Annotated in this window: 21 protein-coding genes; 18 read left to right on the top strand and 3 right to left on the bottom strand. The window is 32.9% G+C overall.

The annotated features are described in order from the left end of the window. The first annotated feature begins 19 nt into the window (after positions 1 to 19). The 15 genes from J2Z43_RS09855 (at position 20) to J2Z43_RS09785 (ending at position 14,298) form a co-directional block, all read left to right on the top strand. Complete coding sequence (locus J2Z43_RS09855) at positions 20 to 487, top strand: RrF2 family transcriptional regulator (protein WP_209457045.1); 468 nt, start codon at positions 20 to 22, stop codon at positions 485 to 487. 31 nt (positions 488 to 518) lie between these two features. Further along, complete coding sequence (locus tag J2Z43_RS09850) at positions 519 to 1,592, top strand: DUF362 domain-containing protein (protein WP_209457044.1); 1,074 nt, start codon at positions 519 to 521, stop codon at positions 1,590 to 1,592. A gap of 89 nt (positions 1,593 to 1,681) precedes the next feature. Further along, the gene (locus tag J2Z43_RS09845; protein ID WP_027702892.1) at positions 1,682 to 1,945 is read left to right on the top strand and encodes a hypothetical protein; all 264 of its coding nucleotides are present in this window, start codon (positions 1,682 to 1,684) and stop codon (positions 1,943 to 1,945) included. A gap of 204 nt (positions 1,946 to 2,149) precedes the next feature. After that, positions 2,150 to 3,166 (top strand): LacI family DNA-binding transcriptional regulator, encoded by a 1,017-nt coding sequence (locus J2Z43_RS09840; RefSeq protein ID WP_209457043.1) that lies wholly within the window; start codon positions 2,150 to 2,152, stop codon positions 3,164 to 3,166. Positions 3,167 to 3,198: 32 nt separating this feature from the next. Beyond that, positions 3,199 to 4,089: a ribokinase gene (gene rbsK, locus J2Z43_RS09835; RefSeq protein WP_209457042.1), complete on the top strand. Its 891-nt coding sequence runs from the start codon at positions 3,199 to 3,201 to the stop codon at positions 4,087 to 4,089. Positions 4,090 to 4,278: 189 nt separating this feature from the next. Further along, on the top strand, positions 4,279 to 5,232 hold the full coding sequence (locus tag J2Z43_RS09830; RefSeq protein WP_038299159.1) for a substrate-binding domain-containing protein: 954 nt from the start codon (positions 4,279 to 4,281) through the stop codon (positions 5,230 to 5,232). A gap of 128 nt (positions 5,233 to 5,360) precedes the next feature. Next, complete coding sequence (locus J2Z43_RS09825; RefSeq protein ID WP_209457041.1) at positions 5,361 to 6,872, top strand: sugar ABC transporter ATP-binding protein; 1,512 nt, start codon at positions 5,361 to 5,363, stop codon at positions 6,870 to 6,872. Next, the gene (locus J2Z43_RS09820; protein WP_027702887.1) at positions 6,856 to 7,851 is read left to right on the top strand and encodes an ABC transporter permease; all 996 of its coding nucleotides are present in this window, start codon (positions 6,856 to 6,858) and stop codon (positions 7,849 to 7,851) included. Before J2Z43_RS09825 ends, J2Z43_RS09820 begins: the two co-directional genes overlap by 17 nt. Before the next feature lie 55 nt (positions 7,852 to 7,906). After that, complete coding sequence (locus J2Z43_RS09815) at positions 7,907 to 9,181, top strand: M20 family metallopeptidase (protein WP_209457040.1); 1,275 nt, start codon at positions 7,907 to 7,909, stop codon at positions 9,179 to 9,181. A 14-nt stretch (positions 9,182 to 9,195) separates the two neighbouring features. After that, on the top strand, positions 9,196 to 9,939 hold the full coding sequence (locus J2Z43_RS09810) for a glutamine amidotransferase (RefSeq protein WP_209457039.1): 744 nt from the start codon (positions 9,196 to 9,198) through the stop codon (positions 9,937 to 9,939). 132 nt (positions 9,940 to 10,071) lie between these two features. Further along, positions 10,072 to 11,463 carry a M20 family metallopeptidase gene (locus tag J2Z43_RS09805; protein ID WP_209457038.1) on the top strand — a complete coding sequence of 464 codons (1,392 nt, stop codon included), beginning with the start codon at positions 10,072 to 10,074 and terminating at the stop codon, positions 11,461 to 11,463. A 102-nt stretch (positions 11,464 to 11,565) separates the two neighbouring features. Beyond that, a complete protein-coding gene (locus tag J2Z43_RS09800; protein WP_209457037.1) occupies positions 11,566 to 12,228 on the top strand; it encodes a helix-turn-helix domain-containing protein in 663 nt (220 codons plus the stop codon). Positions 12,229 to 12,413: 185 nt separating this feature from the next. Then, positions 12,414 to 13,241 carry a DUF5685 family protein gene (locus J2Z43_RS09795; RefSeq protein WP_209457036.1) on the top strand — a complete coding sequence of 276 codons (828 nt, stop codon included), beginning with the start codon at positions 12,414 to 12,416 and terminating at the stop codon, positions 13,239 to 13,241. A 148-nt stretch (positions 13,242 to 13,389) separates the two neighbouring features. Next, positions 13,390 to 13,797 carry a hypothetical protein gene (locus J2Z43_RS09790; protein ID WP_209457035.1) on the top strand — a complete coding sequence of 136 codons (408 nt, stop codon included), beginning with the start codon at positions 13,390 to 13,392 and terminating at the stop codon, positions 13,795 to 13,797. 9 nt (positions 13,798 to 13,806) lie between these two features. After that, entirely contained in the window at positions 13,807 to 14,298 is a 492-nt protein-coding gene (locus J2Z43_RS09785; protein ID WP_209457034.1) for a hypothetical protein, read from the top strand. 202 nt (positions 14,299 to 14,500) lie between these two features. On the opposite strand, the gene J2Z43_RS09780 is transcribed toward J2Z43_RS09785, so the two are convergent. Further along, on the bottom strand, positions 14,501 to 15,229 hold the full coding sequence (locus tag J2Z43_RS09780) for an HAD family hydrolase (protein ID WP_209457033.1): 729 nt from the start codon (positions 15,227 to 15,229) through the stop codon (positions 14,501 to 14,503). Between the two features lie 125 nt (positions 15,230 to 15,354). Here J2Z43_RS09780 and J2Z43_RS09775 point away from each other — a divergent pair, with 125 nt between their 5' ends. Continuing rightward, the gene (locus J2Z43_RS09775; RefSeq protein WP_209457032.1) at positions 15,355 to 16,449 is read left to right on the top strand and encodes a hypothetical protein; all 1,095 of its coding nucleotides are present in this window, start codon (positions 15,355 to 15,357) and stop codon (positions 16,447 to 16,449) included. A gap of 327 nt (positions 16,450 to 16,776) precedes the next feature. On the opposite strand, the gene J2Z43_RS09770 is transcribed toward J2Z43_RS09775, so the two are convergent. After that, positions 16,777 to 18,081: a hypothetical protein gene (locus tag J2Z43_RS09770; protein ID WP_209457031.1), complete on the bottom strand. Its 1,305-nt coding sequence runs from the start codon at positions 18,079 to 18,081 to the stop codon at positions 16,777 to 16,779. A gap of 184 nt (positions 18,082 to 18,265) precedes the next feature. Between J2Z43_RS09770 and J2Z43_RS09765 the strand changes: the two genes are divergently transcribed. After that, positions 18,266 to 18,640 carry an ArsR/SmtB family transcription factor gene (locus J2Z43_RS09765; RefSeq protein WP_209457030.1) on the top strand — a complete coding sequence of 125 codons (375 nt, stop codon included), beginning with the start codon at positions 18,266 to 18,268 and terminating at the stop codon, positions 18,638 to 18,640. Positions 18,641 to 18,654: 14 nt separating this feature from the next. Next, positions 18,655 to 21,036: a heavy metal translocating P-type ATPase gene (locus tag J2Z43_RS09760; RefSeq protein ID WP_209457029.1), complete on the top strand. Its 2,382-nt coding sequence runs from the start codon at positions 18,655 to 18,657 to the stop codon at positions 21,034 to 21,036. 112 nt (positions 21,037 to 21,148) lie between these two features. Here J2Z43_RS09760 and trhA read toward each other — a convergent pair whose 3' ends face one another. Further along, on the bottom strand, positions 21,149 to 21,796 hold the full coding sequence (gene trhA / locus J2Z43_RS09755) for a PAQR family membrane homeostasis protein TrhA (protein WP_027702874.1): 648 nt from the start codon (positions 21,794 to 21,796) through the stop codon (positions 21,149 to 21,151). Positions 21,797 to 22,371 lie beyond the last annotated feature (575 nt).

Below are 22,371 nucleotides of genomic sequence, written 5' to 3'. Positions count from 1 at the left end.
GATTGATAGGAGGTTAAATATGAAGATAACCAGAGAAGTTGATTATGGCATACGTACTATACGGGCATTAGCGGATGGCGAAACTCGTACGATAAAATTTATTTGTGATAATGAAAATATTCCAATAGATGCTGGATATAAAATATTTAGAAAACTAAAAGAAAACAATATTATATCAATATCAGTAGGTGCCAAAAATGGAGGATACAAGCTTCTATCAGATCCTAAACAAATAACTTTGCTTGACGTAATTAGTGCTTTAGACGACGACATTTATATAAATGATTGTCTTGAGGATGGGTTTAACTGTGCAAATAATACTGGTGGTAAAGTTTGTAAGGTAAATAGGGAACTTTGTAGAATACAAAAGATAATGATGGATGAAATGTCTAAGCACACACTATATGAGGTTTTGACTATGTACGATGAAAAACATAATGAATGTTCAGGCACAGAAGATGCTAACAATGAAGATGATGAAAAATAATCCAATTAACGAGTATAAATAGGAGGAACATATGGAAAAATCAAAAGTATATTTTTGTGATTTGTATTCAAATGCAGAAAATAAAAATTTGTTAAATAGCGTTAAAAAGTTATTTGATAAGGCTGGGTTTGATAGTTTTATAGATAAAAATGATTTAGTGGCAATTAAACTGCATTTTGGGGAAAAAGGTAATACAACTTACATGAATCCCCTTGCTGTTAGACAGGTTGTAGATAAGGTTAAAGATTGTGGTGCAAAACCGTTTTTAACCGACACAAATACACTCTATACAGGAAGCCGAACAAATTCTATAGATCATATAACAACAGCTATACAAAATGGATTTGCGTATCCAGTTGTTGATGCTCCTATAATCATCGCGGATGGAATTTTTAGTAGAAACTATGAAAATGTAAAGATAGGTCAAAAACACTTCAATGATGTGAAAATCGGTGGAGAAATATATAATTCTTCATCAATGATAGTTATGAGTCACTTTAAGGGTCATGGTATGGCTGGGTTTGGTGGTGTATTAAAGAACTTAGCAATGGGTTGTGCAAGTGCAGCTGGTAAGCAGATGCAACATTCTGATGTAACACCTACAGTAAAAGATGCCAAATGCGTAGGATGTGGAAAATGTGTTGCGAATTGCCCTAGAGAAGCAATAAAAGTAATAGATAAAAAGGCTAATATTGATCATGATCTTTGTTATGGATGCGGAGAATGCCCAACAGTATGTCCAACAAGGGCTATAAATGTTCAATGGGAAAGCGACGAAAACGTTTTTATTGAAAAAATGGCGGAATTTGCTTATGGAGCTGTTTCAAACAAAAAAGGAAAGGTTGGATATATTTCCTTTATAATGAATGTAACTCCGCTATGTGACTGCGTTGCTTGGTCAGGTAGACCTATAGCAAATGATATAGGGATAGTTGCCTCAACAGACCCAATCGCTATTGAGCAAGCATGCTATGATTTAGTAGTAAAAGAAATGGGACATGATGTATTTAAACATGCTCATCCAAATATAAATGCTACAAGGATAATTGATTATGCTTACGAGATGGGTATGGGAAATAAAGACTACGAGTTAATAAAAATCTAAAATATTTTAAAATACTATATACTTTTTAATTTAAATGCATATAAAGATTATGAGGGTGTTACCAAATAAATATATGTGAGGTATCTATAATGAAAATATATAGTGAAAGCAATAAAAGTAAAAAAGCAAATGTAAACAACATACCTAATGTCTTTGCATTTACTTTTCTTAGAAACTTTTTAACTACTAAAGAGTATGAAGAAACTAGGAAAGAGTATTTTATAAACAATTTAAATAAAAATCAGGTGAATAAGTGTATGAGTAATATAAAATGGCTTTTTAAAAATTATAGCGGCCTAGAGGTTATAACAATAGAAAAAAGTGATGGATCAAAATCTAAATTCATATTATAAAAAAATAATCATATGTATATTTCACCTTTTGCAGTGCTTTTTAGCGCTGTATTAAGGTGAATTTTATTTTGCATAGAAAATTTAAAGAATTGGAAATAATTTCACTAAATAAAAAATCAAAACTATTGTATTCAAAATACTATTATGATAATATTTAGGTAACCGTTTACTCTAACCGGTTACCTAAAATTTGGAGGTGTGACATTGGGTGTTACAATTAAGGAAATAGGTAAGCTAGCTGGTGTTTCTAAGACGACAGTATCAAAGGTAATTAACAACAAGGATGAGAATATCAGCCAAGAAACACGAGAGAGAATTCAAAAAATTATAAAGGAGCACAATTATGTTCCAAATAAATTGGCTCAGAGTTTAGTAACAAAGAAAACTAACACTATTGGACTTTTGATTCCAGATATACGAAATCCATTTTTTACGGATATTTCTCGTGGAGTAGAAGATAAAGCGCATGAATCCGGTTACAATGTAATTCTTTGTAATACAGATGAAGATGCTGAGAGAGAACAAGCAGGGATAACTACATTGCTTGAGAGAAAAATTGATGGAATAATATTTGCAGCTTCTTCAAATACAAATTTAGACGAAGTAAGTTATACAAATATAAAAATACCTACAGTTCTAATTGATAAAAATATCAATATAAATCTAGAGAATTTAAAGGGAAAAGTAAGAGTAAACAATCTAGATGGTGCTTATAAGGCAACAAAATATCTTTTAGATAATGGACATAGAAAAATATTGTATTTGAGTGGTCCAAACCAAAACGAAATTGCATCAGAAAGATTGGGAGGATATAAAAAAGCATTAGAAGAGTATAGTATCGAATGGGATCCTGAAAGTGTAGTTATAGGCCAGTTCACAATTGAGTGGGGATTTAATTTTATCCGAAGTATAGAAAAATTAGATTTTACAGCAATTTTCTGCGCAAACGACCTTATAGCGATTGGAGTTATGAAAGGCCTTAAAAGTAGAGATCTCAATGTTCCACAGGACATTAGCATAATTGGATTTGATGATATATATATGTCTAGTATGATAAGTCCATCGCTTACTACAATAAAACAGCCTTCGTACAATATTGGATATAAAGCTGGAGAAATCCTCATAAAAAATCTAGAAAATAAAAACAATAATATGGATTCTATAGAAGATATGGTTTTTAAACCAGAGCTAGTTGTTAGAGAATCCACTAGAAAATTGTAAGACATATAGAGACTACATGAAGGAGTAAAAGAATGGGAAATATAATAGTTGTAGGAAGTGCAAATTTAGACATGGTTTGCGCAGTTGATAAGAGACCTAAAAGTGGAGAGACTGTTTTAGGAAATGATTTCTTTACCTCACCTGGAGGAAAAGGAGCAAACCAGGCAGTTGCAGCATCAAAATTGGGCGGAAATGTCAGCATTGTAGCTTGTTTGGGATACGACGCTTTTGGTGATCAAATGCTGGAAAACTTTGAAAACAACAATGTAAGTACAAATTTGATAACTAAAAAAGAAGGAGTATCATCAGGGGTTGCATCTATAGTGCTTTCAGATAACGACAATAGCATAATCGTAGTTCAAGGTGCAAATGAGAAATTGGATGTAGATATGGTTAAGCAGTTTGAAGACGAACTATTGAAGGCAGATATAGTACTACTACAACTAGAAGTACCGCTTAAAACTGTTGAATATGTTATAAACTTCTGCTATGAAAACAAAATAAAGGTGTTACTTAATCCAGCACCAGCAGTAGAACTTTCATGTGAAATTATAGATAGAGTGTCTTATTTGACACCAAATGAGCATGAGTACAAGATTGTATTTAATACTCAAGAAGAAATACCAAGTATTTTAGCCAAGTACCCAAATAAATTAATAATAACAGAGGGTAGTAATGGAGTTAGATTCCATGATGGAGAACAAGTTAGACATGTACCTAGCATAAAGGTAGATGTTAAGGATACAACTGGTGCAGGAGATACATTTAACGGTGCATTAGCTGCAGGGATAACAGAGTGTAAGTCGCTTTTCGATTCTGTTGAATACGCAGTAGTTGCTTCGGGTATATCTGTAACAAAGCTTGGAGCTCAACCTGGAATGCCAACGCAAGTTGAAGTGCTTAAGTATCTACAAAACAAATAAAAGATTAGTTTTATTGGTTTTAAGTTAAAACATTTGTAATAATTCTGCTTGCTTCTAGAGATAAATTTTCTAGGTATAAAAAAGTCTAAGACATAAATAGTACGCAGTTTACGGATTATATCTAAATGGAGGCTAAGTGGTTTTGGGACAAGTTTTATTTATTTTATTTTAACTAAATGGAGGTTAATTATGAAAAAAGTATTATCATTAGGGGTAGTAACTGCACTAGCTTTAGGTGCTCTTACAGGTTGCTCTATGGAAAGTTCTTCAGGATCGGATAAGAAAGATTCTAAAGACAAAAAAGACCTTACTATTGGGGTATCTACAATAACAATGCAACACCAATTCTACATTGATATTGATGAGGGTATCAAAGAAGAAGCTGAAAAACTAGGTGTAAAAGTTATAGTAAATGATCCAGACCAAGACGTTGCTAAGCAAACTTCTGCAATAGAAGATTTCTTACAACAAGGTGTTGACGGAATGATAGTTATGGGAACTGATAACTCTGCAATAGTTCCAGCAGTAGAAAATGCACAAGAAAAAGTGCCAGTAGCAACAGTTGACGCTAAACTTACAACAGACAATGTACTTACTTACATCGGTACTGAGAGTAAAGCAGCAGGTAAGCAATTAGGTGAATACACTAAAGAACATATAGATAAAGATTTAGGTGGAAAAGCTCAAATAGCTATAGTAACTGAGTTAAAATCTCATATACAAAGAGAGAGAGTTGAAGGATTCAAAGAAGCTTTCAAAGATTCAGCAGACATAAAGATATTAAACAGCTTACCAGGATATGACAGAGAAGAGTCTCTAAACACAGTAGAAAACTTACTACAATCAAATCCAGATGTAGATATAATATACGCTACAGCTGAAAACAGTGTTCTTGGAGCAAAAGCAGCTCTTGAGTCTTCTAAAAACACTAAAGCTAAAATAGTAGGATTTGACTTAACAGAAGAAGCTGCATCAGGAATAACTGATGGAACAGTACTTGCAATGATACAGCAACAACCTAAAGAAATGGGTCGTATGGCAGTAGAAGCAGTTGTTAAATCAATAAAAGGCGAAAAAGTAGATAAAAACTTACCAGTACCAGTAGTTCTATACGATAAAGCAAACGTAAAAGATTTTAAATAGGAAGTGCATCAAGAGGATGTCTCAAAATTGTCTGGTTTATGTAAGTGACATTTGATTATAATCTTTAGATTTTAAAGAGATCATCAATCATTCAATTTTGGGACAACCTTTATATAAGGAGTGAAGTAATGAGCAATACAATTTTAAAATTAACTAATATTGCCAAAGAATTTCCTGGAGTTAGAGCATTAGACGATATAAACTTTAATCTTGAAAAAGGTGAAGTTCATGCCTTATTAGGTGAAAACGGTGCGGGTAAATCTACACTTATAAAGATTCTTACTGGAGCACATGCTAAAACATCAGGTAAATTTGTTTTCCAAGACAAAGAGATAGAACATATATCACCAACTATATCGAAAGAAATAGGTATAAACGCAATATACCAAGAATTAACGGTATTTGACGAGCTTACCGTAGCTCAGAACATATTTATGGGAAAAGAAATAAACGGAAAAATCTTAACTAATGATAAGAAAATGAATGATGAAGCAAAAAAAATCTTTGACAATATGGGAATCGACATAAACCCAAAAAGTTTAGTAAGCAGTTTGAGCATTGCACAGAAACAAATGGTTGAGATAGCGAGAGTGCTGTCTTTAGATACGAAGATATTGATAATGGATGAGCCGACATCATCTATAAGTAAGAAAGAAACAGAGATATTATTTAGATTAATAAAAGATTTGAGAAAAGATGGCGTGAGTATAATTTATATATCACACAGAATGGAAGAGTTATTCGAGATATGTGACAGAATAACAATCATGAGGGATGGAAAAACCATTACTACACTTATAACAGAAGAAGTTGAATCTGAAGAAGAGTTAGTAAATTTAATGATAGATAAAAAGTTAGACCAATTTTTCCCTAAAAGACAAGTTGAGATTACTGATGAAATATTAAGAGTAGAAAACATAACTAGAGATGGTGTTTTCAGCGATGTAAGTTTCAATGTTAGAAAAGGTGAAATATTTGGTATTGGTGGTCTAGTTGGCAGTAAGAGAAGTGAAATTGTAGAATCAATATTTGGACTAACTTCATTCGATTCAGGAAAGATGTTCTTAAGTGGAAAAGAAGTCAAATTTAAGGACCCTTCAGTAGCAATTAAAAATGGTATAGGTTTGATAACAGAAGATAGAAAGAAAACTGGTCTGTTTTTACAGATGACTGTAAAAGAAAATATAACAATGCCTGGTTTAGGTAAGATCTCTAAGTTTGGGTCAGTTATTGATAATGCTAAAGAAAAAGAAATAGTAGATGGATATATAAAATCACTAAATGTAAAAACTCCTAATATGAATCAGATAATACAAAGTTTAAGTGGTGGTAACCAACAAAAAGGTATAATAGCCAGATGGTTATTATTGAGTCCAGACATACTTATAATGGATGAACCGACAAGAGGTATTGATGTAAATGCAAAATCGGAGATTTACAACTTGATGGGTGATTTGGTAGAAAATGGAGTTAGTATAATCATGATTTCATCTGAGATTCCAGAACTTATCTCTATGAGTGACAGAATAATGGTTATGAGAGAAGGTAAAGTAGGCGGATTTTTAGAAGGTGAAGAAAAAGTAGAAAACAACGTTTTAAAATTAGCTTTTGGAGGTAAGATTGATGAGTTCAATAACTAAAAAAGAGGAAAATACGCCATCGACATTTAAGAGTAAAGTACTTCCTTTTTTAAGAGAGCAAGGTAGTGCAGCAGCAGGGCTTATAATACTGTTTGTAATTATGAGTGTGGCTTCATCTAACTTCTTGACAATGGATAACTTAGTAAATGTTATGAGACAAATTTCTATAAATGCGATACTAGCAGTTGGTATGACATTTGTAATTATAACAGCAGGTATAGACTTGAGTGTTGGTGCTGTTATAGCTTTAACGGGTACTTTGTGGGCTGCTACTGTAGTAAATTACAATATGCCTATATGGGTTGGTATAATATTAGCTTTATGTATAGGTGGATTATTAGGTGTAGTTAAAGGTTTAATTATTTCTACACAAAAACTACCGCCATTTATCGTTACGCTTGCGATGCTTACTATCATAAGTGGTCTTAGTTTCGTGTTTACAGGTGGTAGACCAATATCTGTAAATACAGACGCATTTAAAATGATAGGTAGAGGTTACATAGGTCCAATTCCTATTCCAGTAATAATAATGATTGTAGTAGTTATAGCAGGACATTATTTACTTAAAAAGACTTCATTTGGTAGACACGTACTTGCAGTAGGTGGAAACCCAGAAGCAGCAAGACTTTGTGGGGTAAAAGTAACAAGCGTAATAGTTAAGGTTTACGCTTTAGCTGGTGTACTTACTGCTCTTGCAGGTATTATACTTTCTTCTCGTCTAGCTTCAGGATCTCCAACAGTTGGTGATGGTGCTGAGCTTGATGCTATAGCAGCCGTTGTACTTGGAGGAACTAACATGATGGGTGGTTCTGGTTCAATACTTGGTACATGTATAGGTGTCGGTATAATAGGTATACTTGGAAATGGTCTAAACTTATTAGGTGTTTCTTCATATAATCAAATGATTATAAAAGGTTTAGTTATGTTATTTGCTATATGGATCAATAACCTAAAGTTAAAAAAAGCAAACTCTAACTAATTCTAAAAAAGTTGTATTTAGTTAGGATTATATAGCCTAATATTTGGAGGTTATTATGAAAAAAGTTTTAGTTGATACTTTAAACAAAAACAAACAAGAGTATATTGAGGACCTGAAAGGTCTAATCGGAATAAAGACCGAAAATATCGGTCACGGTGTACTTGGTGGATATGAAAAAGAAGGACAAGTTTATTTAGAAAAGCTTGCAAAAGAAGTTGGATTTGATGCTCAACGTCAAGATATGAGCGAAGAGACAATTTTGAAATCGAGAAAAATAAACAAAGAAGGAAATATAGGTCATAATTATAAAGACCATGATAGATACAACCTTATTTGTGAGTACAGTGAAAAAAATCCAGGTAAAACAATAGTTTTTAATGGACATATAGATACTATGCCAGCAGGAGATCTAAGTAAATGGACATACGATCCATATACTGGTACTGAGGTTGATGGGAAGATCTACGGCCTTGGTACTGCTGATATGAAATCAGGTCTTATAGCACCAATTATGGCGGTTAAACTTATAAAAGAGAGTGGACTAGAGCTTCCAGGAACTGTAAAAGTCATGTCTGTATGTGACGAAGAAGGTGGAGGAAATGGTACTGTAAACGCTGTAATGAATGGCATTGAAGGGGATTATTGTGTAGTATGTGAGTGTTCAGAAAAGAACATGATAGTCGCTCATATGGGATTTGTTGGATTTGACGTAGATGTTAAGGGTATTGCCCTTCACGCTGGTAGCAAATGGAAAGGTGTTAATGCAATAGAAAAAGCTATGTTACTTATTCAGGATCTTAAAGAACTTGAACACAACTGGCTTATGAACTACAAGCATCCACTGCTTCCTGCTCCTACAATAAATCTAGGGGTTATACAGGGCGGAGATGCAGCTTCTACTGTAGCAGGTAAATGTACTTTTAAAGCTATGGCGCATTTCTTACCTACAGTTATGAGCTATGATCAAGTTGTAGACGATATATTTAACACTATTAAGACTAGAGCTGAAGGAGATAGTTGGCTAAGAGAGAATATGCCAGAGATAACAATATCTCAATCAGGATTTGGGTTTGAAATTGATACAAAGTCTGAGTTTGTAACTAAGACGAAGGATATACTTGAAGATACGCTTGATAGAGAAGTGAAAATCATTTCATCTACAGCTGGAAATGATGCTAGAATAATGCAAAACATGGCAGAGATTCCTACTATTATATTAGGACCAGCCTCAATTAATCAGTGTCACTCAGTAGATGAATATGTGGAAATAGATAGCTATTTAGAGAGCATACTTATGTATGCAAGCATGATCTTAAACTTATCAAAATAGGAGGAAACAAAAGAATGAAAAAAGTTTTAATTGTTGGAGAATCTTGGGTTAAGAATATAACTCATATAAAGGGATTTGATACATTTGTGACTTCTCACTACGAAGTAGCAGTAAAGTGGATCAAAGAGGGTATAGAGTCAGGTGGATATGAAGTTACTCATATGCCAGCTCATGAAGCAGTAGATGGCTTCCCATACCATATGGAGGGATTAAAAGAGTATGACTGTATAATACTTTCAGATATAGGTTCTAACTCATTCTTACTATCAAACAGCACTTTCGTAGAGTGTAATTCTAATCCTGACAGATTAGCATTATTAAGCGACTACGTAAGGGATGGTGGGGCTCTAATAATGGTAGGTGGATACATGTCATTTACTGGTATAGATGCAAAAACTCGTTACGGTGAAACTGCTCTTGCAGAAGTTCTTCCTGTAACAATGATAGATAAAGACGACAGAGTAGAAAGACCAGCGGGAATAACTCCTGTAATAGTAAACTCAAACCACGATGTTTTAAAAGGTATACCAACAGAGTGGCCAAAATTCTTAGGATATAACAAGACTATAGCTAGAGAAGGTTGCGAAGTTTTAGCTACAATAGGTGGAGATCCATTTGTTGCAGTTGGAGAATTCGGTAAAGGTAAATCAGCTATATTCAGTTCTGACTGTGCTCCTCACTGGGGACCAAAAGAATTCACTGATTGGGAATACTACAACACACTATGGGTTAACATGGTAAACTGGTTAACAAAATAATTAGATGAACTTTAAAACCTCTTGAATAGTCTCGTTTTGACTTTTCAAGAGGTTTTTGTAATATACAGAATGATTAGTTAAAATTTAGAAGTGTTTAATGCTTCTAAAATATATTACAAGGAGATGACAACTATGAGCAATCTTGATCCAAACAAGCAAATGACAGTAGATTACATCGACAGTATTGAAAAGGAACTAAGAGATATTTCAGACCAAATCTGGTCAAATCCAGAACTTCAATACAAGGAATACTTTGCATCAAACCTGCACAAAGAGTACTTAAAAAGCAAGGGTTTTAGAATTGAAGAAGTGGATGGCATGGATACTGCATTTATAGCTTTTTTTGGAAGTGGCGAGCCGGTTATGGGTATACTTGGCGAATACGATTCTTTAGCTGGGTTATCTCAAAAAGTATCAACGGTTAAAGAACCTGTCACTGAAGGAGCACCGGGACATGGATGCGGACATAACTTACTTGGAACGGGGGCGATAGGAGCCGCTGTAGCCGTTAAGAAGATGATTGAGGATGGAAAGGTAGGTGGAACAGTAAAGTACTTTGGAACTCCAGCAGAAGAGGATTTATCAGGTAAAATATACATGATAGATAAAGGATGTTTTGATGGAATAGACTGTGCATTTAGTTGGCATCCATTTGATATAAATACACCTATAAGAATTCCGACACTTGCGAACTATTCAATTAAATTTAGATTTAGAGGAATAAGCGCACATGCCGCACAGGCTCCTCAAAATGGTAGAAGTGCCCTTGATGCAGTTGAACTTATGAATGTGGGTTGTAATTATCTAAGAGAGCATATATTTGACAGCTGTAGATTACATTACTCGATTACTGATGGTGGGGGAGCGCCTAATATAGTTCCGGCCTTTGCAGAAGTTTGGTACTACGTTCGAGGAGTTAAGATGGAGCATGTACAGAGTGTATTTGAAAGGGTTGTAGATGTTGCTAAAGGGGCGGCACTTATGACTAGTACACAGATGGAGTACGAGATAATAAGTGGTGTTTATGACTATATACCAAACAATGCTTTAACAGATGTGCTTTCAGAAAATATGAAGGCGATTGGTACACAAAAATACAATGATAAAGACATCCAATTTGCAAAGGCATTGACTAAAGAGATATCTAAATCTGACAGAAGTATGGTTGCAAACGTGCTAAGTGGAAATTTAAATATAATTGATAAATACCTACACACTGGAGTTACTGATGATACTGTAGTTCAAAATAACTGTATACCGTTATCGCTAGATATAGGAGATATAAGTTATTTGGTTCCAACTGCACAGTGTTCATGCTCAGTTTGGCCTATAGGAGTTTCAGCTCATACTTGGCAGTCGTGTTCAAGTGCCGGATCAGATATGGGATTTAAAGCTATGTTATTAGCATCTAAATCTATAGCATGCACGGTAGTAGATGTAATGAATGATAAAGAATTAGTTAAAAAGGCTAAAGAAGAGTTAGTAGAAACAAAAGGTGATTTTATATACAAACCTATACTGTAATGCCTTAAATTTATATTATTGCAACTAATAGTAGCAACATGCAACTATAAATTGGTTTTAATTTTTCGCTTCTAATCTATAATTGTCCATGGGGGTGAAAGAATGAAATTATCAAAGAAGATTAAATTTTTAAGAGTAGAAAATAATATGTCACAAGAAAAATTAGCGGAAGTATTGGATGTATCGAGGCAATCTATTTCAAAATATGAAAATGGGAGCTCAGTCCCTGATTATGAAAAGTTAACTAAGATTGTAAAAGTTTTCGATGTAACTTATGATTATCTGCTAAATGATGAAGTCGATATAATAGATAGTGTTAGAAAGTCAGTTGATGGTATATCAAATGTTGAATATAGTGATATTTCCGACGAAAATTTAAATAGAAGTATTAAAGGTGGAAAAGTCTATACTAGCAATATCTACAATAGAAACAATGACCGTAATAATAACAGAAATACCGATAAAATATCTATTATTGATTGTACAGGAAAAATTTTATCATCATACTATAAATTTAATGTGTCTCGGGTTTTTAAACCTAAAAATAATCAACCTTACGCTATGCTTTTAGGTATTGATAAACACACTTTCTGGGGAGAAAACACTGTCCCGTTGGGGTGGTACGCATCTGAAGAGGATATAAAAAATGAGATTGAAGATATTTACAAAGCGATAGCTAATAAACAAAAAAATTATCGCCTAAAATATAACGTGAAAATCAAAAAACGCGGATTAATTGATATTGAAATAGACGATTGTAAATGAAGATAGAGAATATAAATAAATAAACGATTAAGAGGACAACATAGATTAATTATTACTATGTTGTTCTTTTATTTTAATCAAATTCTAATCTAAATGTAACACTTTGTTGTTAGAAATATTCAGAAAAAAATGTTATACTATAAGATATTAATTTCTACGTAAATAGAATTTAGAAGGGAATAAATATGTTTGGATATGTAAAAATAAACAAGATGGACTTAACATTTAGAGAGTACGACCATTACAAGTCATACTACTGTGGTCTATGTAAATGCCTTAAGAGAAATCATGGAGAGATATCTAGACTTTCATTAAATTTTGATATAACTTTTTTGATCGTTTTATTGTCATCAATATACAGACCTAAGTCAGTTGTAACTGATGAGATATGTATTTCATCTCCTATTAAAAAGAATAAAGTTCTTATAAATGAAGTTACAGAATACGCAGCAAGTATGAATGTATTACTCACTTACTATAAATTGGAAGACAATGTTCGCGATGAGGGAGGTATTAAAAATAAATTAGCATATAATATATACAAAGGTAAAATAAATAATGCTTATGAAAAATATCCCGATAAAGCTGAATATATAAAAGATCAACTTCAGGAGCTAGATAGGCTTGAAAAAGATGGCAATATAAATATAGATGAAGTATCAAATACTTTTGGAAACCTGATGAGTGAGATATTTGCATATAGAGAAGACGAGTACGAGGAAAGGCTCAGAACAGTAGGGTTTAACATAGGAAAGTACATCTATATACTAGATGCGTTTGAAGATCTGGATGAAGATATAGAAAAAGGAAGCTATAACCCATTTAAAGAATATGTAGATAGAAGAGATGAGTTAAGAGAAAGAGTAGATAAAATAATAGGTTTTTCACTTGGATTAATGGGAGATGCAGTAGATAGTCTAGATATAAAAGTAAATAGGAATATCCTTGAGAATATAATATACTCTGGGGTTTACCTTAGATATAGAAAAATACTAAACAAAGGAAATAGTTAAATAAATCAACAGAAAAATTAATATAAAAATAATGAAAATTGTATTTAGTTATAAAAACCGAAACTACAAATATTGTGTAAAATTTCCTGGGAAATTATATGTCGTTTTTAGGTAAACTAAGAAGTACTTTGAAAGGGGAGAACAAAAAATGTATAACAATGGCGGTTTTATTGAAGCTAGAAGAATGATAGACAATAGAGAATTTAGAAAGGCATACAATTTCTTAAAGTCGATATCTGACAAGTGTGCTGAGTGGTACTATTTATCTGGGATATCTGCAATGAATATAGGTTACTATGAAGAAGGAGAAGACTATATTAAAAGAGCTAGATTTATGGACCCAAATAATGGAGAGTACAATAGAGCTTTTGACAACTATACTCAATATAGAAATAATTACAATGATAGAGCTGATAATTACAATAGAAGACGCCAAAGTGATCTAGGAGGATGTTGTTGTTGCTGTGGTGATGACTGCTGTGATACATGTTGTAAATTATGGTGTTTAGATTCATGTTGCGAATGTTGCGGAGGAGATCTTATAACTTGTTGTTAGGTGATGAATATGAATAAGAAAATAGCTTTTGCTGGAATGTTGTTGGCAGTAAATGTAATACTACTGTTTTTGATAAATATAATCCCTAATAATACAATGTTTTTGATGGGTCTAGCATCTCTTCTTGTAGCAGTTGTAGTAATGGAGTGGGGTTTAAAAATAGGAATTGCATTCTACATGGGGTCAGCATTACTTGGATTTTTAGTTATGTCAAATAAAGTACACTGGGTAGTGTATGTTTGTACTTTTGCGATTTATGGTATAGTAAAGTACTTGATTGAAAAAGACAGACCGATATATTTAGAGTATGTTCTGAAGTTGGTATTTGCAAATATAGCTGTTTTTACACTTTATTTTATGCTTAGAGCTATAGTCTACATTCCAATGAACATATTCATTATTTTAGCGTTTCAAGTGATATTTTTGGTTTATGATTATGCTTATACAGTATTTATCAATTACTACAATCAAAAACTTAGAAAAATGATTTTTAGAGGATAGGTAGTTTATCTAGAAGATATGATAATTCGATATCAGCAGAAGCAATGCCTATAGATGTTTGGATAAAGAAGTTAAAAACAAATATATAAAAGAACTCTATAGGTTAATAAAAAATTAAAAAAAATAATATATTTAGAATTTTAAAGCTTCTCAATTAATGTATGAGTATTAATTGAGAAGCTTTAATCTTTGTAAAAATATATTATATATCGACAATTTCAACACTTGGGACTAAAGAATATACAAGGTCTTTTCTCTCTACGATAATCTTAGTTTTGTTTTTCATATTTCCATTGAGATTTATCATTTTTAAAAGTTCTTTTGTAGGGTTTATAGCGATTGGTTTCCCGACGCGTCTCAACATGTTAAAATCACCATTTGTATCCCCATAAGCGTATGAATTAGCAAGATCAATATCGTATTTTTTAGTAAAATTATTTATAGAAGTATTTTTGCTCTCAGAATCCCACATAGGAACTAAATTACCAGTAAAAACATCATTTTCAAAAATATATTCACTTCCGCAAAAATCAGTGGCGTTGTATTTCTTAGCCATCTTCTCAACTAAAAAATTTGGGCTTCCTGAAATAAAAATTACAATATGACCTTGTGCTAAATGCCAGTCAATTCTAGATCTAGTGTATTTATAAACTCTATCGGCTTTTAACTTTATAACTTGGTCGCTTGTAAAATTAATGCACGTAGTATCCAGCCCTATAATTGATCTAACATATAGCTCACTAACCTCTAATAAATAGTCATCGTAGTTTCCCTGTCTTTTATCCCAGTCCATAAAAGTATCTCGCACATTGCTATACCAGTCTTTTTGATCGATTATATCGTATTTAATTAGTTTTTTAAAATGTTCTATCATTAGTGAATCTCTATACAGAGTTCCATCTATATCGAAAAAGGCTGCCGTTTTTCCCAAAAAATCACCCCTATATTTATCATTTTATATTATTATTATATTATAAATTATATCTATGTTACCATTTTATATGTATAATAACTAATATAAATAATTTTTATTTGAAAATGAGAGGAAATGATTTTATGAAGTTTAACTTCGCAAAGGTTACGAATTCAAGGCTTATGGGTAGCATGGGTCTTATTATAAATTGGAACAATGAGGATGATAAAATTTTTTGTCAATACTTTTTATTAGATTCTGAAGGATTGGGAATAGCTGATTATGTGAGTCTTGAAGATCCAAGTGGACATGAAGTGTATAGAGAAGAAGAAAGACTTATGGGAGGTCTAGGATCGGACAAGATTAGAATATCTGAAGATGAAGCTAGATTTTTGGTGAGTTTTTATGGAAAGAAAAATGAATACTATAATAAAGATCTTCCTGGAGATACAGAGGAATACATTGATATAATAGAAAAATACAGTGGAGATCTAAAGATAGAGGATATGTATCCAAAGATCTGCAAAGAGATAGTAGATGAAATTGAATTTGTTAATTACATGACCATGAGGTTTATCGCTTGGGATAGAGAGGGTTTGATGTATTACTCCGCAAGTGAAGAGATTTCTAGTATGCATGTAACAAAGATAAATGGTACCTTACTTAAAACTATAGTTAAATCAATGGGCAACTCTAGATACATAAGTACAGCTATATATGAAGATGTAGATGGGTACTATTCATGTAAGATAGCCTTTAGTATAGAAAAAGATATACATCAAAGAAGAGGATTTAAACTAAATTCATTACTGATTACCGATGTTGAGGAAGTGTTAGATTTCGAAGTGTTTGACGAAATTTCAAAGCCTGAGTACGTCTCTATATACAATATTAAAAATGTTGATGCCTTTGAAAAAGACTTTCATGAAGAAAATCCATTTCTGTTTAAGAGCTTTATGGACAATGGTAATTTGTATACTAGATTTAGTTTTAATAATGATCATGTAAAAGAGAGTGAATATGTAATAAATAATGATATCAAAGCAATTTATTACTTTTCTGAGGAAGAGCTATTTGTTGGTACTTATTCAAAAGAGGATAACGAGTTTATAAATGAAGCTATAGAATTTAACCACAGTGATAGCGTTGAGTTAATGGACAGTTACTATTTTGAGCAAAATGCACTTTACGATTTTGCAGAGTCAGGATCTAAAGACTTCAATGATTTTTTAAACTAGAAGATATATTTATCATTAAAAGATATATTTTCAAAAAATTAAGAGTGACCAGTTGCAGCTGGTCACTCTTAATTTTATTTCTATAATATTGGGGGAATATTATGAGGAATACATTAATATTATGGTCAAAATATTTAAATATATACATGTTTTAAAAAAATATATATTGATATTAATTATTTCAATAAAAAAGACTAGAATTTAATCTAGTCTTTTTTATCTGTATAACTTTATTTCTATAATATTGGGGGAATATTATGAGGAATATATTAATATTATTGTCTTATATTTAAAAAATATACATTAAATTTTAAATAATTAAAAAGTTTACATTTCTTCTTCATCGAGTTCTTCCTGATTTATCTGAGCAGGATCTACATTTGATACATATCTAGGGGTTCCTGCACTAGATGGAGTACCGGACATATTTGGTGTAGAAACTGAACTATTTGAGTAAGTTCCAAAATTAATCCCAAATTTGCTTGAATTTGCAGTTGATCCAGTACTAGAGCCACTCGGTATTTGATTCATATTGCTGTTCATAGGGTTAGAATTACCCATTCCGCTATTAACTCCAACTCCATAAGGGCTCTGATTTAAATTAAACATATCAGAACTTGGAGGAGTTGAGTAAGGGGATGGATTAGTATTGCTCATATTGTGAGAGCCGCCCATAGGAGAGCCGCCCATGCTAGAGCCGCCCATGTGAGAGCCGCCCATGCTAGAGCCGCCCATAGGAGAGCCGCCCATGCTAGATCCGCCCATGTGAGAGCCGCCCGTAGGAGAGCCGCCCATGCTAGAGCCGCCCATAGGAGAGCCGCCCATGTGAGAGCCGCCCATGCTAGAGCCGCCCATGCTAGAGCCGCCCATAGGAGAGCCACCCATAGGAGAGCCGCCCATAGGAGAGCCGCCCATGTGAGAGCCGCCCATGCTAGAGCCGCCCATAGGAGAGCCACCCATAGGAGAGCCGCCCATGTGAGAGCCGCCCATGCTAGAGCCGCCCATAGGAGAGCCACCCATAGGAGAGCCACCCATAGGAGAGCCGCCCATGCTAGATCCGCCCATAGGAGAGCCGCCCATGTGAGAGCCACCCATAGGAGAGCCACCCATAGGAGAGCCACCCATGTGAGAGCCGCCCATAGGAGAGCCGCCCATAGGAGAGCTGCCCATGCTAGAGCCACTCATGTTAGCACCATAAGGAGTTATGCCACCACCAAAGTTCATACTTTGTGGAACAACAACAGGAAGACCTTGCATAGTCCCCCTAATTACCCCAGGTATCATTATAATTACATCGCTTCCCATAAAGTTAATTCCAGGATAGATATTTGGATTAACAGATTGTTGATTTGTACCTGTCTGGTTCTGATTGCCACCTGTATTAGCAAAATTTGCAAAGTATGAATTTGCATTGCTATTAGGCATAATTTGAGCGTTCTGAGGATGGGTATTTGTATTTACAGCTTGTTGATAGTTATTATTCATTTGATTTAGATTAGATCCAGAACCAGCACCATCAATCCTATTCATATCGTGGTCGTTACTAAAATCAATATAATCTTTATAGGAATCTTGATTTAAGTATGGCATGTAACTGGTATCTAAAGTGTTTTTTGTTTCATCGAAACTCATTTAAGCACCTCCCAAAAAAACTATAAAAAGTTATTCTTTTAATATATATAAAAGATAGTTAAATAATATGTATGATTTATTTATTTAAAAAATATCTTAATAGATATTGCATAATTTTACAGTTAGGACTATAATGAACATATGAACAATTATTCAATTATTAAATGATGGGAGAAAAAATCTTATGAATATAAATGAAGAATTTAAAACATGTGAATGTAAAAATGTACATCAGGAAATAGTAAGTGGAGCGAAGTCTACTATGCCAGATGAAGAGGTATTATACGATTTGGCTGAGTTGTTTAAAGTATTTGGAGATTCAACAAGAATAAGAATCTTATACGCTCTTTTCGCAAGTGAGATGTGTGTATGTGATATAGCAAATTTACTAAATATGACTGACTCAGCGATTTCACATCAGTTGAGAGTTTTAAAGCAAGCTAGACTTGTTAAGTTTAAAAAAGAAGGTAAGACAGTATTTTACTCATTAGACGACGATCATGTAAGTCAAATATTTAATTGCGGTCTATGTCATATCCAAGAGTTAAATAAAAAATAAAGGAGGTCTTCTAAATGTCATCTGAAGTATTAAACAAAAAAGAAATGATTTTAGGTGGTTTGAGTTGTGCACACTGTGCATCAGAGATAGAAGAGGCAGTAGGCAAACTTGATGAAGTAAAATCTGCAAACCTAAACTTTGTAAACAAGAAATTGAGTTTTGAAATGCAAGACTCCGTAAATGAATCGCAAGTTGTAGATAAAATAGTAAATAAAATTAATATTATAGAGCCTGGGCTAGATATAAAATTAAAAGATACAGCAAAGGCAAATTCAAATAAAAAAGAAATGATTTTAGGCGGTTTAAGTTGTGCACACTGCGCAGCAGAGATTGAGGAAGCTATTGGAAAATTAGATGAAATAAAATCTTCGAACTTAAACTTTGTAAATAAAAAATTAAGCTTTGAGCTTACTTCATATGCCGATGAAAAAGTAGTAGTAGAAAAAATTATAGATAAAATTAATACTATAGAGCCTGGCCTTGATATCCAAATGAAGTCAGGTAAAAAACAAAGTGACCACAGTGATGATTCACATGATCACGGTGGTGGAGAACACAATAAGAAAGAATTAATAAAATTACTTTTAGGTGTAGCTGTTTATATATTAGGTATATATCAAACAGCAACAGGTAATGAGAGTATAGTAAGCAGTGTAATATTTGTCGTAGCTTATTTAGTAATCGGTGGAGATGTACTGTTAAAAGCTATAAAAAATGCAACTAATGGTAGAGTATTCGATGAGAACTTCCTTATGTCCATTGCAACCGTCGGAGCATTAGCAATAGGAGAGTTAGCTGAAGCAGTAGGAGTTATGCTTTTCTACAAAATAGGAGAATATCTACAAGATATGGCAGTTGGAAAATCTAGAAAATCTATCACTGCACTGATGGAAATTAGAGCAGACTACGCCAATCTTAAAGTTGGATCAGAAATAAAAGTGGTATCACCTGAAGATATTAATATAGGAGATATAATAGTAGTTAAACCTGGTGAAAAGGTCCCTCTAGACGGTGTAGTAGTAGATGGTTCATCTATGCTTGATACTTCAGCTATAACTGGAGAATCAGTTCTGAGAGAAGTTTCAAAAGATGAGGAGATCTTATCTGGTGTAATTAACAAAAACGCTTTACTTACTGTTAGAGTAACTAAACTGTTTGGAGAATCGACTGTTTCTAAGATTTTAGACCTAGTAGAAAATGCAAGTAGTAAAAAAGCACCTACAGAAAACTTTATTTCCAAGTTCTCAAAATACTATACACCAGCAGTAGTGGCAATAGCTTTAGCAGTTGCATTTATTCCTCCGCTTGTATTGCCGGATGCCTCTTTTAGAGAATGGGTTTACAGAGGGCTCATATTCTTAGTAGTTTCTTGTCCTTGTGCTCTTGTCCTATCTATACCGCTAAGTTTCTTCAGCGGGATAGGGTTAGCATCTAAAAACGGTATTCTTATTAAGGGAAGTAACTATCTAGAATCTCTTAGATATGTTGATACAGTAGTATTTGACAAAACAGGTACCCTTACAAAAGGTGTATTCAATGTTACAAAAGTATATCCAGTTGGAATTTCAGAAGAAAAATTAATTGAGTATGCAGCGTTAGCTGAAGCAAACTCAAATCACCCAATAGCAAAATCTATAACTAATTTCTACAATAAAAAAATAGATTTAGATAAAGTAGAAAACTACGAAGAAATAGCAGCTCATGGTATAAAGATAAATTACTTTGGCGAGACAATTCTTGCAGGTAACGAAAAACTTATGAAGGGCGAAAATATTTCTTATGCTCCAGCTACAGAAGTTGGAACAGTAGTATATGTAGCTGTAGACTCAGAATTCAGAGGATATATAGTTATATCTGATGAAATAAAAGAGGACAGTGTTAAAGCAATTAAAGATTTAAAAAATGAAGGTATAAAAGAAGTAGTAATGCTTACTGGGGATAATGAAAAAGTGGCAAATAATATAGCATCGAAATTAGGATTAGATAAAGTTTACTCAAATCTACTACCTGATGAAAAAGTTGAAAAGCTAGAGGAAATATTTAAAGGAAGAACAGATAAAGAAAAAGTAGCATTTGTTGGAGACGGAATTAACGATGCGCCAGTTCTTGCTAGAGCAGATGTAGGTATAGCGATGGGTGGACTTGGATCTGATGCAGCTATCGAAGCCGCTGACGTAGTTCTTATGAACGACGAACCTAGCAAAATATCAGTTGCTATAGGTATTGCAAATAAAACTAATAAGATTGTATGGCAAAATATAGCGATTGCTCTAACTGTTAAGGCGATAGTTATGGTATTAGGTGCTGGAGGAGTTGCTACTATGTGGGAAGCAATATTTGCAGATGTAGGGGTAGCGTTAATAGCAGTTCTTAATGCAATGAGAGCTATGAAGTAAGTGACTTATTGTAAAGTGAAAAATTATATTCAATAGTATTGATATACATTAAAGGGGAGTCTTAAAAATGATTTATTAGATCATTTTTAAGACTCCCCTTCTGTTAAAGTATTTATATTACATATTTAAATACGCATATGTAGTGAGTAAAAGTTCCTAAAAGTATAAATACATGGAATATCTCATGATATGCAAAATTCTTGAATTTTAAAAACTTAGGCTTTACTGCATATATAACAGCGCCGATTGTATAGAAAATACCACCGCCTACAAGCAATATAACACCCTCTAGCGATATAGCTTTGTATAGAGGAACAATAAGTAGTACAGAAACCCAACCCATAGCAACATATATAACTGTAGATATCCATCTTGGGCAGTTAAACCATATTAGTTTAAAGCATACCCCAGCGATTGCTGCAGTCATAATTACAGCGAACAGTGCCCAGCCAGTAGGTCCATTAAGCGCAATTAAACAAAATGGAGTGTAAGACCCTGCAATCAATATAAATATCATTGAGTGATCTAGTCTTCTAAGCCAACTGATTACCATATCAGAAGAGATTACAAGATGGTATACAGTCGATGCAGTATATAAAAGTATCATGCTTATACCAAAAATAATCACTGCAGTAAGTGATAATGCAGAAGGATTATCCAAGCTTGTTTTTATAACTAGAGCTAGTAAACCTATAAAGGAAAGAACAGCCCCAGCCAAGTGAGTAAATCCATTGATTGGTTCTCTAAGATATTTATTCAATTTTTAATCACCTCTCTTAACTTAAATATATAGAATAGAAAAGATTATTATAGAATTAAATCTATTATTGACCTGTTTCTTATTTTATATAATATAGACTATTATACTTCAAAATGACAGAAAATAGATAGATTTTAAATATAAATAAAAATAGTTTTATTAAATTCTAAATAAATTCAATGAAAATAGTAATAAAAATAGTGATGCTAGATAACAATTGAATAATGTAAAATCTATGTAGTTTAAAAAATATAAGTTTTAAATTAGATAATATAATAATAATTTTAGATAGAAAAAAGAGTCTAAAAGAACTGAAATTACTAATGGTGAGAATCAGTTTTACAGTTAGTTTAAGTATGAGTATTTAAAAACATATAAAAAAATTTAAAAAAAGTGTTGACTTAAATTTTAGATTTTGATATAGTAATACTTGTCCTCGAGAGAGCGGCAAACGAAACACAACGAAGCAAGAAGAAAACAAAAAAGAACATTGAAAATTAAACAGTAGGTTAATTTATAAGAAAACAAGAAACAAACCATATAAAGCCAGATATTAAAGATAACGATAGTATCTG

This window comes from Metaclostridioides mangenotii, from assembly GCF_017873185.1.
Classification (GTDB): Bacteria; Bacillota; Clostridia; order Peptostreptococcales; family Peptostreptococcaceae; genus Metaclostridioides; species Metaclostridioides mangenotii.
This window is presented reverse-complemented; position numbering and strand designations above follow the sequence as displayed.

What these genes read in the sequence shown, in the direction of transcription:
- J2Z43_RS09855 (WP_209457045.1), top strand. Translation starts at nt 20, where the DNA reads ATGAAGATAACCAGAGAAGTTGATTATGGCATACGTACTATACGGGCA.
- J2Z43_RS09850 (WP_209457044.1), top strand. Translation starts at nt 519, where the DNA reads ATGGAAAAATCAAAAGTATATTTTTGTGATTTGTATTCAAATGCAGAA.
- J2Z43_RS09845 (WP_027702892.1), top strand. Translation starts at nt 1,682, where the DNA reads ATGAAAATATATAGTGAAAGCAATAAAAGTAAAAAAGCAAATGTAAAC.
- rbsK (WP_209457042.1), top strand. Translation starts at nt 3,199, where the DNA reads ATGGGAAATATAATAGTTGTAGGAAGTGCAAATTTAGACATGGTTTGC.
- J2Z43_RS09830 (WP_038299159.1), top strand. Translation starts at nt 4,279, where the DNA reads ATGAAAAAAGTATTATCATTAGGGGTAGTAACTGCACTAGCTTTAGGT.
- J2Z43_RS09825 (WP_209457041.1), top strand. Translation starts at nt 5,361, where the DNA reads ATGAGCAATACAATTTTAAAATTAACTAATATTGCCAAAGAATTTCCT.
- J2Z43_RS09820 (WP_027702887.1), top strand. Translation starts at nt 6,856, where the DNA reads ATGAGTTCAATAACTAAAAAAGAGGAAAATACGCCATCGACATTTAAG.
- J2Z43_RS09815 (WP_209457040.1), top strand. Translation starts at nt 7,907, where the DNA reads ATGAAAAAAGTTTTAGTTGATACTTTAAACAAAAACAAACAAGAGTAT.
- J2Z43_RS09810 (WP_209457039.1), top strand. Translation starts at nt 9,196, where the DNA reads ATGAAAAAAGTTTTAATTGTTGGAGAATCTTGGGTTAAGAATATAACT.
- J2Z43_RS09805 (WP_209457038.1), top strand. Translation starts at nt 10,072, where the DNA reads ATGAGCAATCTTGATCCAAACAAGCAAATGACAGTAGATTACATCGAC.
- J2Z43_RS09800 (WP_209457037.1), top strand. Translation starts at nt 11,566, where the DNA reads ATGAAATTATCAAAGAAGATTAAATTTTTAAGAGTAGAAAATAATATG.
- J2Z43_RS09795 (WP_209457036.1), top strand. Translation starts at nt 12,414, where the DNA reads ATGTTTGGATATGTAAAAATAAACAAGATGGACTTAACATTTAGAGAG.
- J2Z43_RS09790 (WP_209457035.1), top strand. Translation starts at nt 13,390, where the DNA reads ATGTATAACAATGGCGGTTTTATTGAAGCTAGAAGAATGATAGACAAT.
- J2Z43_RS09785 (WP_209457034.1), top strand. Translation starts at nt 13,807, where the DNA reads ATGAATAAGAAAATAGCTTTTGCTGGAATGTTGTTGGCAGTAAATGTA.
- J2Z43_RS09775 (WP_209457032.1), top strand. Translation starts at nt 15,355, where the DNA reads ATGAAGTTTAACTTCGCAAAGGTTACGAATTCAAGGCTTATGGGTAGC.
- J2Z43_RS09770 (WP_209457031.1), bottom strand. Translation starts at nt 18,081, where the DNA reads ATGAGTTTCGATGAAACAAAAAACACTTTAGATACCAGTTACATGCCA.
- J2Z43_RS09765 (WP_209457030.1), top strand. Translation starts at nt 18,266, where the DNA reads ATGAATATAAATGAAGAATTTAAAACATGTGAATGTAAAAATGTACAT.
- J2Z43_RS09760 (WP_209457029.1), top strand. Translation starts at nt 18,655, where the DNA reads ATGTCATCTGAAGTATTAAACAAAAAAGAAATGATTTTAGGTGGTTTG.